This is a genomic window from Olleya sp. Hel_I_94 (assembly GCF_007827365.1).
Lineage (GTDB): Bacteria > Bacteroidota > Bacteroidia > Flavobacteriales > Flavobacteriaceae > Olleya.
Map to the genome: position 1 here is coordinate 109,536 of NZ_VISI01000001.1, position 16,790 is coordinate 126,325.

At 29.5% G+C, this 16,790-nt stretch carries 15 protein-coding genes; 1 reads left to right on the forward strand and 14 read right to left on the reverse strand.

The window, feature by feature from the left end; genetic code table 11:
- Window positions 1-2: 2 nt before the first annotated feature.
- From JM82_RS00525 to JM82_RS00590, 14 genes are read right to left on the reverse strand one after another with little or no spacing between them, the layout of a single operon-like run.
- Window positions 3-971 (reverse strand): glycosyltransferase family 10 domain-containing protein, encoded by a 969-nt coding sequence (locus JM82_RS00525; protein WP_145000196.1) that lies wholly within the window; start codon window positions 969-971, stop codon window positions 3-5.
- Window positions 972-993: 22 nt separating this feature from the next.
- Window positions 994-1,872 carry a glycosyltransferase family 2 protein gene (locus JM82_RS00530; RefSeq protein WP_145000199.1) on the reverse strand — a complete coding sequence of 293 codons (879 nt, stop codon included), beginning with the start codon at window positions 1,870-1,872 and terminating at the stop codon, window positions 994-996.
- Window positions 1,873-1,880: 8 nt separating this feature from the next.
- Window positions 1,881-3,023, reverse strand: coding sequence for a glycosyltransferase (locus JM82_RS00535; protein ID WP_145000201.1), 1,143 nt, complete (start codon window positions 3,021-3,023; stop codon window positions 1,881-1,883).
- Window positions 3,020-4,204, reverse strand: a complete 1,185-nt coding sequence (locus JM82_RS00540) for a glycosyltransferase family 4 protein (protein ID WP_186439163.1) — start codon at window positions 4,202-4,204, stop codon at window positions 3,020-3,022. The genes JM82_RS00535 and JM82_RS00540 overlap by 4 nt, the downstream gene beginning before the upstream one ends.
- A gap of 3 nt (window positions 4,205-4,207) precedes the next feature.
- Window positions 4,208-4,852, reverse strand: coding sequence for a methyltransferase domain-containing protein (locus JM82_RS00545; RefSeq protein ID WP_145000206.1), 645 nt, complete (start codon window positions 4,850-4,852; stop codon window positions 4,208-4,210).
- A gap of 9 nt (window positions 4,853-4,861) precedes the next feature.
- Window positions 4,862-5,896, reverse strand: a complete 1,035-nt coding sequence (locus JM82_RS00550) for a glycosyltransferase family 2 protein (protein WP_145000208.1) — start codon at window positions 5,894-5,896, stop codon at window positions 4,862-4,864.
- A gap of 1 nt (window position 5,897) precedes the next feature.
- Window positions 5,898-6,827 (reverse strand): NAD-dependent epimerase/dehydratase family protein, encoded by a 930-nt coding sequence (locus tag JM82_RS00555; RefSeq protein ID WP_261375216.1) that lies wholly within the window; start codon window positions 6,825-6,827, stop codon window positions 5,898-5,900.
- 5 nt (window positions 6,828-6,832) lie between these two features.
- Window positions 6,833-7,678: a glycosyltransferase family 2 protein gene (locus tag JM82_RS00560; RefSeq protein ID WP_145000210.1), complete on the reverse strand. Its 846-nt coding sequence runs from the start codon at window positions 7,676-7,678 to the stop codon at window positions 6,833-6,835.
- Window positions 7,679-8,491 carry a hypothetical protein gene (locus tag JM82_RS00565; protein WP_145000213.1) on the reverse strand — a complete coding sequence of 271 codons (813 nt, stop codon included), beginning with the start codon at window positions 8,489-8,491 and terminating at the stop codon, window positions 7,679-7,681. It lies immediately after the preceding gene.
- 3 nt (window positions 8,492-8,494) lie between these two features.
- Window positions 8,495-9,214, reverse strand: a complete 720-nt coding sequence (locus JM82_RS00570) for a hypothetical protein (RefSeq protein WP_145000215.1) — start codon at window positions 9,212-9,214, stop codon at window positions 8,495-8,497.
- The gene (locus JM82_RS00575) at window positions 9,215-10,492 is read right to left on the reverse strand and encodes a polysaccharide ABC transporter ATP-binding protein (protein ID WP_145000218.1); all 1,278 of its coding nucleotides are present in this window, start codon (window positions 10,490-10,492) and stop codon (window positions 9,215-9,217) included. It lies immediately after the preceding gene.
- A 1-nt stretch (window position 10,493) separates the two neighbouring features.
- Complete coding sequence (locus JM82_RS00580; RefSeq protein WP_145000220.1) at window positions 10,494-11,372, reverse strand: ABC transporter permease; 879 nt, start codon at window positions 11,370-11,372, stop codon at window positions 10,494-10,496.
- 17 nt (window positions 11,373-11,389) lie between these two features.
- On the reverse strand, window positions 11,390-13,846 hold the full coding sequence (locus JM82_RS00585) for an exopolysaccharide transport family protein (RefSeq protein WP_145000223.1): 2,457 nt from the start codon (window positions 13,844-13,846) through the stop codon (window positions 11,390-11,392).
- A 3-nt stretch (window positions 13,847-13,849) separates the two neighbouring features.
- Window positions 13,850-14,647, reverse strand: coding sequence for a polysaccharide biosynthesis/export family protein (locus tag JM82_RS00590; protein ID WP_145000225.1), 798 nt, complete (start codon window positions 14,645-14,647; stop codon window positions 13,850-13,852).
- Between the two features lie 219 nt (window positions 14,648-14,866).
- Here JM82_RS00590 and JM82_RS00595 point away from each other — a divergent pair, with 219 nt between their 5' ends.
- Window positions 14,867-16,735 (forward strand): ABC-F family ATP-binding cassette domain-containing protein, encoded by a 1,869-nt coding sequence (locus JM82_RS00595; RefSeq protein ID WP_145000228.1) that lies wholly within the window; start codon window positions 14,867-14,869, stop codon window positions 16,733-16,735.
- The last annotated feature ends 55 nt before the right edge of the window (window positions 16,736-16,790 follow it).

The following is a 16,790-nucleotide window of genomic DNA, read 5'->3' on the forward strand; positions in this document are numbered from 1 at the left end:
GTTTATAGTTTTATCTTATTTTTTATTTTTCTAATTATTCTAGTAACCTCAATACTTTTTGGATAATTATCAAAATAGTCATTCCCGCCTTTAATGGATATTATTTTTTTCTTTTCATTAGATTTAATACCTTCTCTAGATACAATTGCGTTAATTTGATTGCTAATAAAAGGAAAAATTTGATACTTATCTAACACTAAAGTTCTAGCAGCTTTAAGCGCTTCAATTTTTTGGTTATAATTATTTGAGTGTACTATCTCTTTTAAAAATTGTTTAATATGTTTATCCTTTGGATCAATTTGAATTATTGCTTCTTTTGGAAAATAATCTTCTATCCTATCACAACCAAAATACAAAGGCACTGTATAACTTAAAAAACAGTCCGATATTTTTTCTGTCCAATTAAATGGGTTTTTAAAATTCTCATAAGCAATAGCATATTTAGCGTTCCTCATGACATCCCATTTACTATCTACTTCTTTAATTCCTCTTCCGTATAGCTCAATAAATGATAAATCTGAAATACTCTCCAAAAAATCCATTCTTTTATTATGCTGAATAGAAGCACGTTGATTACTTGTAACCCAAACAATTTTATCTTCTTTTTTTAAACTTTCCGGTTTTAATTTTTTAAAATAGTTATAATCTTTATCCAAATGCCAAGGTAGCGCTGGTTGAGATTTTATGTATTTACCTCCTTCTTGTATTTGATTATACACAACTGAAGATTGCTTGTTAGCAAATTGCCTGTATTTTGATATTTCATTAGCGGGCTCTAAACATATATGTAGGATATGATTTGGGTTTACCTTAACAGTAACATCAGACTTTGGATAATCTAAAATTACTAAAAAATCACATTCGGCAACATCTTCCTCAGTAAACGTAATATTATTCCACTTAAAAGACTGATTTGGAGTTTGTCTTTTTATATCTGGATAGGGATAATATCTGCAAATTTTAACTAACATATAATGTTTAAAATGTTTATGATTAATAGTTCAATCCTTTTAAGCGCTGCTTTTTCTCAATAGTTTCTTGTTTGACGGGTTGCCTAAATTTTAAAATTTTAAAAAGATTAATAATCACTTTAAAAACAACTGTTATAAAAGATTTAAAATATCTTATATCTGTTAAGGCATACTTTTTAAAATTGTGTAACAAAGTTTTTAAAACCTTTTTAATTGGCTTTGGATAATACACTAAATAATAACGTATAGCGTTATTTAACTGACGTTCAAATCTAAAATAATTTCTTCCTTGAAGCTTTCGTTTTTCTATATCAATACGATGATTTACTATAATTCTTGGATCATAAATTATTTGATAACCCAAATCCAAAACCTCTAAAGCTAATGCAGGCTCTTCGCCATAAATATCTATCCAAACCGGAAAACCGTTTGTAGCAGTATAGACCTCTTTTTTAATAGCAAAGCCACAACCAATAAAATCATTAGTATAATAAGATTCTATTGATTTAGACTGCTGCAATGCTTCTTCATCTGAAATAAATACACCACGTACTTCCTGAAATGCAATAATACCGATATTTTTATTTGTGCTAAACCTAGCTTGAATAGTGCTAATAAAATTTTGACTTAAAGGGTGTGCATCGTCATCTAAACCAACAAATAAATCTCCTTGTGCTTTTTTATATAATATATGTCTAGCAGGCGAAGCACTAATGCTTTTTTTAGACACGGTCCAATTAACCCAGTCAAAATCATTAGTAATGGTTTCGGTTTTTGAACAACCATCAATAAATACCAACACTTCATGAATAGAAAAATCCATTAAAAATTTTAGCTTCTTTAAAGTTAAAACTAAATCTTCGGGTCTGTTTTTTGTGACTATTAAAAATGAAATCTGCATCCTTTAATTTAATTGTTTTTTAGCTTTTGGTAAAGTTGAACAATTGTTGGTTGCAATATACTACGTTTGTAATTTTTATTAATAAAATTGATATTATATTCTTGAGCCTTTACCCTTAAAATTTCATCTTGCAAAGCTTGTTCTATCAAGGTTGCTATAGCTCTAAAATCTAATGGATTATGGATTAAAAAACCATTGACGCCATCATTAATCACTTCTTCTGTTGCGCCTCCAGGATTTGATTGAATGGGAAATGCTCCCATTGCCATAGCTTCTAAAAGCGCATTAGGCATGCCATCGGAAAGGTTATTTCCTAAATGTAAAACACTACTACCCATTATTTTTAATAACTTTTTATTGTCTAGTCTTTGGTGTCTTGGGTATATTGTATAATCTAAAAGTTTAAAAACATCTGATTGCTTGATATAATCTATAACCTCAACATCTGCACTATAACAATGTATAGTCATGTTTTTAAGTAAATTAACAGCTACAATTTCTAAAGCTTTTACAATTTGAATAGCTTCTCCAACATCATATTGATAGCCTTTAAAGATTATATTTTTTCTTTGATTTGTTTTTTTTATATGCTCCGTATTAATAGCTAATCCTCCATTACCAGGTAAGACGTAAAAAGGATTACGGTATCCTAAGCATTGTATTATGTCAACATCCCTTTTACAATCTGATATTAACAAATCAATACGCTTAATAAACGTGTTAACTTTTTTGGGATTTACACCATGTTGTTTATAATAAAACACATCGCTTCCCCATGAAGAATAAATTAAGGGTATTTTATTTTGTGACATTACAGGTAAAATAGGCAAACCTGATAATTTCATTTCAAAACAATGGACTAAATCTGGTTGAATTTGTTCTAATGCCTTTTTAAAAGCATTAGTCACATCCGTTTCATTTACTTTTTGAATCTTGCTATATAACTTAGGTAACTTTTTTTTTACTTGAGTCCTAAACGGAAAATTCCATTTTAATTTCCATCCTTTTATTTGAGTAACCCATTCAATTTTTGAAGATTTAGGTCCTCCATCAGTGATATCGAACCAATACACCTCATAGTCAGAATGCTTCAATTGGTTAACCCACTGAAAAAAATGATGGTTTGGAATGGCGACCATTAATAACTTCATGGCTTTTTTCTAAATAAAACTTGATAAGAAGTGTTAAATTTATCAATATTAAAATTATCTAATGCATAATTGTTAGCGTTAGTTGATATTATTTTTAAATATTGTTCATTTTCTATCAAATAGGAAATGTTTTCAATAAACCTCTCAACTATGGATGATTTGTGTTCTGAAGAAATTAACAATCCATTTTTCATGTGATTAATATGTTGGCTAATTCCGCCAACATTTGTAGCTATTGGTATGGTGCCAAATATCATAGACTCCATAATTACCATAGGAAATCCCTCATATACTGAGGTTATAACTACTGCTGTTAAACTTTTATACAACTCATCCAATTTTTTAGGATCTGTAATTTCTCCTAAAAAAGAGACTCCAGAATTCTCAATTTTTGATAGATTAGATTTCATACCTGTTCCAGCCATAACAAACTCAACCTCAGGGTGTTTATGAATAATTTGTTTAGCAACGTCTAAAAAAATCTCTGGTCTTTTTTCAGCAGACCATCTACCAATAAAACCAAATTTTAAAATTCGGTTGTCATCTTTCTTATAGTTTAATCCTTTATTAACATCTACACCATTTTGTATTATTACTAATTTATCACTTATTTTTTTACTTAATTTATTGTTGGTATAAATTGAAATTAAATCTTCTTTAGCTTTAGTATTAATACAAATTCGAGAATCAATAAATTGACAGCTGTTTACAAACTGTAATTCTCTTGGATCATTTTCGCTTAACGCATGTATTAAATCAACTTTATAAATATCTGATTTAATTTTAGGCAATAATTGATAAAAATAATCTGTATTGGAACCAAATACAGAATGTATTGATTTACTTTTATTAATAATTTTTAAAATTTTATTTTCTAAAAACTTATTAAGAACCGCAGATTTTTTATTTTTAATATTATTAATTTCTACAATATTTGCAAGAGTTTTAAAAGCACTGTGATAATTTTTGGTTGCTGACAAATGGGTAAAAATAATGTAGATATTTTGTTTCTCTAGAGCTTTAACAATATTCAAATGCACTTTTTCAGCACCACCTGTATGATAATAGGGAAAGAAAAAAACCAAATCTGCATTTCTAATTTTGTTGGTTTCTAAAAGGCAGAATTTACAAAAATAATAAAACCCTAAAAAAAACTTGTAAATGGTTTTTAACTGCTTCACTATTTATACATTTTTACTTTTTATAGCTTTACAACAAACCATTGTATCATCATTTAAAAGGATAACATCTGTAACTATCAAGTTTGAATACTTTTCGATTTGATTTTTTAAGGTATAAGGACTGTACCAACAATTATGATCTGGATGTACAACTTCTATGATTTTATTCTTTCCATAAAAATTTCGTTTCATATGGACTTGAGCAAAACAATTTGGTGCTGTGATATAAAAAACATCTGCATTGACCGTTGATAAACCTTGTAAAAATATTCTAACGTTATCAACATGTTCTATAGTTTCTGGTACCAAACAAATATCATAATGTTGATTGTTTAGTTGTTCAAACTCTGAGTAAAAAGGTTGGTCAACATATTTTTTTAGATTGTCAATCCCTTCCTTATCAATATCAAAGCCATGAATTTTTGAAGTTACTTTGGATAACTTAATATGCAAATTATAACTTGGATCAAAAATTGGCCAATCAGTGCATCCAAAATGCAAAACTTTTTTGGACTGACACAAATCTTCAAAATACTTAAATCGGTTATTAACCGATTTAAAAAAAACTTCTTGTTGCCAAAACTTATCGTGCTTTTGATACAGCGCTCTAGTATCAACTTTTAAAATATTTAAAATTTTATTTATCATAGTTTAATGTTAATGACTTACATAATTAGCTACCTGCTTCTTATTTAAACCTTTTTGTTTTAGAATAAAACGTAATAAAGGTCTAAACTTTATCACATTCTTAAAAATCTTATGAGCTAAAATATACTTAACTGTATTTTTCTTTAAAGTTTTTAAAGACGAGTAATCAATGTATTTTTGTTCTCTTGATTTTAAAGCATCAAAGTTGTCTTGCATCCAAGGTTCAAATACATTACCTAAATGGTAAGCATTATTTGTATACGTTGACAAACGATAACCATCCACTAACACCACTGGCTTATCCATGTATAAAAACTCGCTATCTCCATCTATTAAATAAGCACTATTGTCTTCTGGAAGCGCTTTAAATACTTCTGATTTATAGGTAGCAACAAAATGAGAACAGCCTAAAACTGCTACAGTATTGTCTTTGGCAATTAATGTACCTATGCTGTCACCAAACTCTTCTGGTAAATGGGTCCAACCTATACTTTTTACAAAATTCTCTAAGGCATCAACATCTTTAACTGCTCTAAATTTTAATTTATTTGAAAACAAATACTTACTCCAAATATTGGCTGTTAAATCTAGATGCTTTCTGTAAAGTGGGACTGGACAAACAGCTCCTGCTTTTGGAAAAGATTTGAAAACAGAAACGACCTCATCCTCCCAATGATCTAAAAATAATACGTCTGCGTCTGTTATGGTTACTAAACGCTCTTCAACTGTACGTAAAGCTTTTAAAAGGCTATTAATTTTTCCTATGCCTTCCTTTTCTATAATAAGCTCATCAATCTCTTGTTCTTTGTATAACTGCAAAAGTCTTTGATTAACCTCAAAAGAACATTTATTGCTAATAATAGAGATTTTTAATTTTGAGCTTGCAGTTTTTAAGATTGAAAACAGACATAATTCAAAAATCTGATAGGCATCTTTAAAGTAATCATTTTCATGCGGAATGTGTAAAGGTATTATTACCCTATGATCACATGGCTCTTTAACAACTAACTTACCGCCTTTAGTAGGGTTATATCCTTTACGCATATTATATTTTACTGTAATGTTTAACTAGTTTTAAAACACCATCTTCTAACGACATCAAATCTCTGCCTAAAACTTTTTTCATTTTTGAAGTATCTGGACAACGTCTAGCCATATCACCTTCTTCTAATGCTGGCAAATAAACAATATTACTTTTTGAGTTGGTAAGCCTAATAATCTCTTGAGCAAGAGATAAAATGGTTTGTTCTAAATCACTACCAACATTTAAAACCTCATTAACACAAGATTTATCTGTAATAGCTTTAATACAGGTCTCAACATTGTCGTCAACGTAACAAAACGATCGTGTTTGCAATCCATCGCCATAAATATTAATATTTTTATCTTGCAGTGCTAATTTTAAAAAACGTGGTAATACAAAATCTTCACTTTGATTTGGGCCATAGGTATTAAAAAATCTAAAAATGGTATACTCTAATCCATATTCTTGATAGTAAGATTTAAAAAAAGCTTCACCAACATTTTTGACTATAGCATAAGGTAATCTAGAATTTAATGGCGTCGTATTTTCATTTTGAGGGATTTCAAAAGGCTCTCCATAAACTTCTGAAGAACTTGAATAAAACACCCGTTTTACACCAGAATTTTTTGATAACGATAGCACATTTTTAATACCTTCAATATCCTCAAGAACACTCATTGGGTTTTCTAAAGTACGCTTAACACCAACCATGGCTGCATAATGAAACACATAATCAAAATCATAACGTGCAAAAATTGGAGCAATGTCATTATATGTATTAACATTGGCTTTAATAAATTTTACATTATCTAGTTTTGGCACTTTATTAAGGCTTCCTGTAGATAAATTGTCAACAATAATAATCGTATTTGATTTATCCCTAGCCAAATGTTTTGCCAGTGTACTACCTACATTTCCTGCGCCTCCTGTTATTAAATATGTTATTTTCAATTATTCTAATATTTAGTTGTTAATATAAATCTGCTAAAAAAACCCAAACCTATTGATTTTAATATCTTAATTACAAATAGCTTGACTTTAATCGAACGTCTAGAACCCCATTTCTTATGATAAGAAATGACACCCTCTACCATCTTTTTATCCTTTAAAATCCAAGTCCAATTTTCATTTATTAAATACTTTGGTGTAGCTGATGGTAATTCACTATAATTTATATTGTTTTCTTGGTTATATGAAACACTTTCTAAATGATTTACCCTAGCATTAGTCACTAAGGCATGTTTTATGTTATATTTTTGTAATTGCATAGCATAATCAAAATCTGCGTAATAAAAATTAAATTCTTCATCTAACTTCTTTATTTTATCTATAACATTTTTGTGCAAAATTATACACCAACCCGTTAAGTGCTTTTGAATTTGGTACCCTAAAATAAACGAATTATTCTTTATACTTTCCATTGGTAATTTATTAGATTTTTGATCATAAGGAGAAAATGATTGTATTTTAGGATTATTAAAAGCTACATTTTGTAAATTTGCCAACCATTCTTTTGTGTATTTTACGTCATTATTACTTAAAATATAATAATTACCAGATGCCTCTTTTATTCCAATATTCAAAAATTTATGAAAATTAAAATCTGCTTGTGGTGTTATAATTTTCAAATTTTGAATTGAGTAAACATAATTTGCTTTTTCATTACTTTCTATCAGTATGATTTCAAAAGTACTATCTATGTATTCTATACTTTTAATAAAGGTGTTAAAACAGTCTTCATTCATTTTAAAAATAAATTCAGAATCTGTTTTGGAAAGTACTATTAAAGAATATTCTACCATTTACTTCTTTAACAGTTTTTGTATGGCAGTATCCATTTTATCTGAATCTGACCTGAATTTATTTCTCCCTTTTAAACCATCAATATATATGTTTGGTAAATGATGTATTAGATTGTCTTCAAACTCTGAAATACAAATTAGTTTTTTCATACCACCATAATCGTAGACATCTGTGTTAACTTTACATTTCACACTATAATTGTTCGGATGTTTTAATGGTAATTTTAGTATTTTTTTTATTTTATTTAAAAATTTATCTATAAAACTTAGAGGTATATCTTTTACTAATTTATTAAAATCAAAACGCTTTCCTATAGTTAATAATTGTTGTTTAGTTAAAATAAAACCTGCTTGATGTGTATTAGTAAAATGTGCGAATTTTTTTCCATCGTAATTCTCTACTGAGTCATACCTCCAATCAAATTGAAGATGATATCCAGGATAATAACGTCCAGTTTCATTTTCTTCAAACTGAATCAACCCTGTAATTCTATTTTTTGGAAGTATTTTGACGTATTCTAAATGCTTATCTATATGTTTTTCAAGAAACATATGGTCGTTCTCACCAAAAATAAAAACATCAAAATCATTTTTGTTTTCCCAAATAATTTTTCTACAGGTTAGTGGTAATAATTGATAGTCCTCTAATTCTATAACATTAACTTTGTCTACACCTTCAATATTTAATGGTATATTTGATTGAACAATAATTGTTACTTTGTAGTTTTTAAAACTTTTAAGTTCTGATACAACTTGTTCTAGATAATTCAATTGTTCATCTCCATAGTTAACTAATACAGCAAGTATATCCATATCTTAAAATGTAGTTGAATATTTATACTTATTAGAAACAATTAGGCTTACTGTTTTGACTCCTGAATATTTAGCCTTAAAGAAAACAATCTCTTTTTCTTTAAAAATCATTTGTAATGCGTCAAAAGTATCCTGTTCTCCTTTTCTTTGACAATCATCTATCAAAATTACAAACTCGCTTTCTTTGGTGAATTTTTCTGCCAAATAGAATATGTCAAATCTTGAGAATCGTTCACTACCATGAGGTCCATCCACAATATATAATTCTGCTTGAAAATCTATTTGATTTTTTAAGTCTTTGTAAGTATTGACACTAAATCCATTAATCTCTTTCCTTTCTAAAGGACAATGTATAAGACTCGTATTATTAGTTAATTGAAAATTAGATTGAAAATGAATTTTCCAATCCATATTTTGCTCAATAACCACATATTTGCAATCATAATTTAAACCTTTAATACAAGATGAAATAAACTTAGTAGATTCACCTAAACCAAATTCAATAATTGTTTTTGGTTTAAAATCATGCATTATTCTATTCAAAACATAAAAAAAAGCATAGTTACCTGCCCATCTACCGATATTCAAACTCAGATTTTCTAAATACGATTTACCTCTGATACTATCATGGTATACGTTTGCCCAATCTAACTCTTTAAGCCAATCCTTTACAGTATATTCTTGCACCTCTTGTTTAATGTTCTTTCTTTTAAAAAAATTCATTTAACTATGTTTTATTGAATAATCAAGCAAAATTTTACCTTGATTGTTAGGTACTTTTGCATCTGACTCATAATATTTTCCGTCTAAAATTTCAAAATCAAAAGCATTTTGTATCCAATCGGATACTTCTCCTTTACATTCCAAATATGTTGTCACATAATATATTCCTTTCTGTAGATTAAGCTTTTCTAATTCGAAACTAATTGTTTTTACAACATTGTTTTTTGATTTAACATCATAGGGAATAACCGATGTACTGAGCCAAGCATATTTTTGACCTAAACTATCATCTATTCTAATATCTAATCTCACATCACAAACTTTAAAATTACTATTGTTAGAAATGTCAAAACTTATAGAAAATGGAAGACCAACTGTACCATGGAAATCATTTCCTATGCTCTTAGTTTTTACAGAAGTAATTTTAATAACTCCATTACCTTTTCTTTCTAAACTTTCAAAATTTTCTTTTTCCTTTCGCATCTGACTAAGGTATAGGTTGATAATATTATCCACGCTACCTGTAGACCTTATTCTTCCTTTTTCTACTAAAATTGCTCTAGTACATAAATTTTTAATTGCCGACATATTATGACTGACAAACAAAACTGTTCTCCCCTCTCCACGACTTATATCTTGCATTTTACCAATAGCCTTTTTCTGGAATTCGGCATCACCAACCGCTAACACCTCATCAATCACCAATATTTCTGGTTCTAAAAAGGCTGCTACTGCAAAAGCTAATCGTACAGTCATACCAGAGCTATAACGTTTAACTGGCGTATCTATATAGCGCTGACAACCTGAAAACTCGATAATTTCGTCAATTTTAGAAGAAATTTCTTTTTTAGTCATTCCTAAAATAGCTCCATTAAGATAGACGTTTTCTCTACCAGTCATTTCGCCATGAAATCCTGTACCCACTTCTAATAAAGACGCTATACGTCCTTTAGTTTTAATCTCGCCTGTTGTTGGTCCTGTGACTTTAGATAAAATTTTGAGCAAAGTAGATTTTCCTGCTCCATTCTTACCAATAATCCCTAAGACTTCACCACGTTTAACTTCAAAATTAATATCTTGTAAAGCCCATACATACTCTGACTGTGCTTTAGTACTACGATCATTACTCTCGCCTACTTTTAAATAGGGATCTGCTTTACCTCGTACTTTATGCCACCATCTATTTAAATCGTGACTGATGGTTCCTGTACCGACTAATCCTAAACGGTATTGTTTAGAGATGTGTTCTGCTTTTAAAATAATGTCTTTTTCTTCCATATTACACAGTATCTATAAAAGACTTTTCGGTTTTATTAAATATAACTAGTCCTATTAAAAACAAAATAACACTTATAACACCTGCGTAAATAAAATTGCTAAACGCAAAGCTTCCAACGCCCAAAGTCATCTGTCTAAATAACTCTATAATGGTTGTCATTGGGTTATAGGCTACTAACCATGAATATTCTGGTAATTTCTCTTTAAAATAGGATAAGGGATACATCACTGCAGAACCATACATTAACAACTGTACACCAAAACCTACCAAAAAGGTTAAATCACGATATTTAGTGGTCATTGAAGATATAATCATACCTAAACCTAACCCTATTAAACCCATAAATATAATTAGTATAGGTAATAGTATAATAGTCAGTTGTGGTACGGCATTACTGGCTGTATCTGTAAAAAACACAAAGTAGATATAAAACGAAATAAACACTAATAGCTGAATTCCAAATTTTATAAGATTAGAAAACACAATAGATAAGGGTGTGATAACTCTAGGAAAGTACACCTTACCAAATATACCTTGATTAGCCTTAAAAGTATCACTTGTTCCTGTTAAGCAAGAGCTAAAATAGTTCCAAGAGGTGATGCCTGCCAAATTAAATAAAAAGGAAGGAATACCATTACCTGTAGGTATAGCAGCTAGATTGTTAAAGATTAGTGTAAAGATTACTGAGGTAAACAAGGGTTGTATAAAATACCACAAAGGGCCTAATATGGTTTGTTTATACTGTGTGATGATATCACGCTTTACAAATAAAAACAATAAATCACGATACCTCCATATCTCTTTAAAATTGAGATTTATAAGCTTTTTTTTGGGCGAAATGGTGTATAACCAATCTGATTTAATATGTTTACTCTCCAAATTTATTATTTTATTGCTTATTTAAATGGATTTAAAAATGCTATAATTTTTTTAGTAAAAGATGTATTCTTTTTTTCCTCCTCATGATACCCATTACCATAAGCACCATAACCATAGCTATATCCATAACCGTAGCCATAACCATATTTTCCTTTTTGGTCATAACCATTATATAAAAAACTAATATTTTTAACCTCTCCTTTTTTATGTTTATCGGTTATTAGAGATAGCATTTCTTTTTTGGTATAATCTTGACGGACAACATACAAAGAGGCATCTACATAATCTTTTAGCTCCAATGCATCAGCAACTAAGCCAACTGGTGGTGTATCCAATATAATATAGTCATACAACTCTTTTAATTCAGCAATAAACTGATCCATTTGTGCACCAATAAGTAATTCCGATGGATTTGGTGGAATAGGTCCAGAGGTTATAACATCAAGGTTTTCAACTTTAGTGTGTTGCACAACTTCTTGCAAAGATTTTTGCCCAATCAAATAATTTACTGCACCTGTAGTATTGTCTATATCAAAATCTCCAAATATTTTAGGTTTACGTAAATCTAATCCAACTAATACTGTTTTTTTACCACTTAAAGCAAATACAGTTGCAATATTAATTGAGCAAAAGGTTTTACCTTCTCCACTAACTGAAGAGGTAACCATAACAGTCTTAGTACCATTCAATTCATGCTTTTTATACATAAACTGCAAACTAGATCTAATAGCTCTAAACGCTTCTGCAATAGCAGATTTAGGCTTATTATACACTGCTAAATTGTTTTCAGAGTCATTTTTACCAACAACACCTAATAATGGGATTTTAGCTAATTTTTCTAAATCATTTGGTGTATGAATTTTATTATCAAAAAATGTAATAATGAAAGACAATAACAAAATAGGGATTAAAGCTGCTAAAATAGCAAATACATAACGTATATTAAGATTAACAGCATTACGTCCTTGACCAACATCTTTAGCTGGCTCAATAAAAATAATATCAGAAATATTTGAAGCTTTAATTAAATCAGCCTCACCTCGTTTAGCTAAATATAAATTATAAGTACTTTGACTTAATAAATATTCACGCTCAATAGCTTCTAATTTTTGCTGGTTTTCTGGTAGAGTTGAAAATTCTCGCTCTGAACTATATATTCTAGAGTTTAAGGATTGTAACTGAAAACCTATATTCGCTCTTACTGAAGCGATGTTTTCAATCATGACATTTTTAAGCGACTCTATTTGATTATTCAAATCATCAAATACAGACACATTATCCCTTACAGAAGTTTCTAAAGTAGATTTTTGGACAGATAAGGCTACTATATTAGAAATTCCTCCTATTATATTAGAATCATCAATACCTTGCAGAGCTGGTGCAGGAAAACTAGTAAAATCAGAACTAGTCAATAGATAATTTTTCAATAAATCATACGACATTAAACTTTCATTTAAAAGTTCTTTTTGAGTGTTATAGTCTTCTATTTTACTTGATAAAATCTCACTCTCACCTTTAATATCAAAAATTTTATTACTACGTTTAAAATCATTTAAGGAGTCCGCTTTTCTATTTAATTGCCCTTTAACACGAGCTAATTGTTTATCAATAAAAGCAACTGTATTAATTGCATATTGATTTTTTCGTTGGAGTTGGTCGCGCTCTAAAATAAAAACTGAAGTGTTAATATAGTCAACTATCTTAGATTTATTTTTATTAGTTAATCTGACTGTTAATAATGGTGAATTTTGCTGATTAGAAACCACATAACTATTTGAAAATTCAGATACGGTAGCATTAAAATTATTGTATTCTATAAAAAACTCCTCATTTTTTTTAATAGCTACATTACCTCTTTTTATTAGACTTCCTTTTAAAAAAGGCAAGTCAATGTATTCCTCAAACTTATAAATTTGAGAGAAAACCGAGGAAGACACTGAAAAAGATTTTATCTCTTTAGTATAAAAATTTTGCGCATTTACAGTTTCAGACTCTCCTAAATCATAAGATAACTTAAACGTTTCAGAATCTAAAAACTCAAGTTTTATAGGATGTCCGATCAATTGGTAAGCACTATCTAAACCTACAAATTTAAACTGATGACTGCCATATATATCTGTTTTGTAAAAACGACCTTGCTTTAGATAACTTAAATATAAATCTAAACTATCCACGACTTTTTCGTGATGCTTTCTAGATTTTAAATTTAACAGTACCTCTTGTACTTTTCCAGATATTCCTCCATAGTTAAAAATCAAACTAGTATTGGAAGTAAATAAAGGATTCTTATCATCTTGCACTGTAAGAGAAGCTTCTATTGTATAAGGAAACTCCCTTCTGATATTCTGCTGATAAACAACATATAAGCCAACAATCAAAGCCAACAAAAACCATTTCCAATAACTAATAGATCTAAAGATAAATGCTTTAAAATCAAAAATCTGACTATTATCTATCCCTCTTGGCTGTTCCATATTTTATAGATTTTTAGCTAAAAAATAAGTACTAACTAAAACTGAAAATATACTTGCTATAGTCGTTAAAGTTTGTGTCGCAGTTTGGCCACCTCCTAAAGACTTTCGCTTTAAAGGCTTGACCATAATAATATCGTTAGGTTGTATGTAATAAAACTCAGATTTCATGGCAGCCATATCAGTCAAATCAATATGATGAATTTTCTGTCCCTGTGGATATTGTCTTAATATTAAAACATCTTTTCTATCACCTGTTTGAGTTATATCACCAGCGTTAGCAATAGCTTCAAGAATATTTACTCGATCTTGATACAAAACCTGTGTTCCTTTGTTCTCTATTTCTCCTAAAGTAGAATATTTTAACCCTGACAATTTAACGGTAACAAATATTTTAGCAGTCTCTTTTAAGTATTTTTGTAATATTACAGTTTTAATTTTTTCTTCAACTTCATCAGTTGTAAAACCTAATACATTTATTTCTCCTAAAATTGGAAATTCAATATTACCGTGTAAATCAACCGTAAACCCATCATAATATAATGATTGATCAGAATTACCTATTTCATTTGTTGTAGGATTAAAGATTTGAACTAAATCAGAAACCTCTTTCTTTTCAGCTTTAACATTTACACTTAACAAATCATTAACCTGAACACGATAAGGAGATGCTAAAGCCTGCAATTGCAACGAGTCGTTAATAACCGTACCTTTATCTTGCAAGTAAACAACATCTTTTTGAGTAATACATGAGGTACTTACAAGCCCAAGCACTAGGACAAGACACATTACAATTTGCTTCATTTTTACAGGTTTGTTAATTCACAAATATAACCTTTAGCACTTTAAAACAAAACAACTAACAGGGTTTTTGATTTTAAATTCAAAAATTAAGCACCATCCTTAACTATTATTGTTTTTAAAACCTTTTTTTAGTTACTAGATTATTAACCAAACAACTTTTCACTTTTAAATATTCTACATTTCACTTATAATAACCATCTTTGCTAAAAATTACACGCATTGAATTATTTAACTGTAGAAAACATTGCCAAATCTTATGGCGAATTAACATTATTTGAAGGCTTATCTTTTAGCGTCCATAAAGACCAAAAGATTGCTTTTGTAGCTAAAAACGGAACAGGAAAAACCTCCATTTTAAAAATGCTTGCTGGTTTTGATGTTCCTGATACTGGTAATATTATTTACAGAAAAGATATTAAGGTTGCTTTTTTACCTCAAGAACCAATTCTAGACCCGGAATTAACCATTGAACAAACCATATTTAATGCCGATAATCCCGTTTTAGATATTATTAAAAACTACGAAAAAGCATTACTTAATCCTGAAGATGAAGATGTTTACCAAAAAGCGTTTGAACAAATGGACAGACACAACGCTTGGGATTTTGAAACACAATACAAACAAATACTTTTTAAGCTAAAATTAGACAATTTAGATCAAAAAGTTAGCGTACTGTCTGGAGGTCAAAAAAAACGTCTTAGCCTAGCTAATGCGCTAATTAATAAACCAGACTTACTAATTTTAGATGAGCCAACCAACCATTTGGATTTAGAAATGATTGAATGGTTAGAAGCTTTTTTTGCCAAAGAAAACATCACTTTATTTATGGTTACTCACGACCGCTTTTTCCTAGAGCGTGTGTGTAACGAAATTATAGAGCTTGATCATGGCGAATTATATAGTTACAAAGGAAACTACTCCTACTACCTTGAAAAAAAAGAAGAACGTATAGCTAGAGAGCAAGTAGAAACTGGTAAAGCAAAACAACTTTTTAAAAAAGAATTAGTATGGATGCGTCGCCAACCAAAAGCACGTACTACCAAATCTAAATCTAGAATTGACGATTTTACCGAAATTAAGCACAAAGCATCCCAACGCAGAAAAGATCATGTTGTAGAGTTGGAACTAAACATGGAGCGTTTAGGAAGCAAAATTGTTGAATTAGTTAAGCTATCTAAATCCTTTAAGGACAAAGTCATTTTAGACAATTTTGATTACAACTTTCAACGTGGAGAACGCGTTGGTATTATTGGTAAAAACGGAACAGGAAAATCAACATTCCTAAATATGTTAACCCAGACAACTGCTCCTGATAGCGGAAAAATATTAATTGGAGAAACAGTTAAATTTGGATATTATACCCAAGCAGGTATTACGCCAAAACCAGACCAAAAAGTAATTGATGTAGTTAGAGACTTTGGAGATTATATTCCGTTAAAAAAAGGAAGACAAATTAGCGCACAACAATTATTAGAACGCTTTTTATTTGACAGAAAAAAACAATATGATTTTGTCGAAAAACTAAGTGGTGGAGAACGTAAACGCTTATACCTTTGTACCATTTTAATACAAAATCCAAACTTTTTAATTCTAGATGAGCCTACTAACGACTTAGATATTGTAACCCTAAACGTGTTAGAAGACTTTTTATTAGATTTTCCGGGATGTTTGATAGTCGTCTCTCACGACCGCTATTTTATGGACAAAATTGTGGATCACCTATTAGTTTTTAAAGGCGAAGGTGAAGTAGAAAACTTTCCAGGAAACTACACAGATTATCGTATATACGAAGACAGTAAAGCACCTGAAAGCGACACTGATGCAGAAGATAAAAAAGAAAAGAAAAACTGGAAAAAAGACAGCAGCAAAGCAGCTCTATCTTACAACGAACAGAAAGAATATAATAATTTAGAAAGTAAAATAAAATCTCTAGAATTTGATAAAAAAGAGATTGAACAAAAATTCTTAAATCCAGATTTATCTCAAGATCAAATCACAGAATTGTCTGCTAAAATCCAAAAAATCATGGATAGCATCGAAGAAAAAGAAATGCGCTGGTTAGAATTGTCCGAAAAAATGGAAGAATAAAATTAGACAGAAAAAGAACGATTATAACTAAAACAAAATAAAGCTAAAAGGGCTA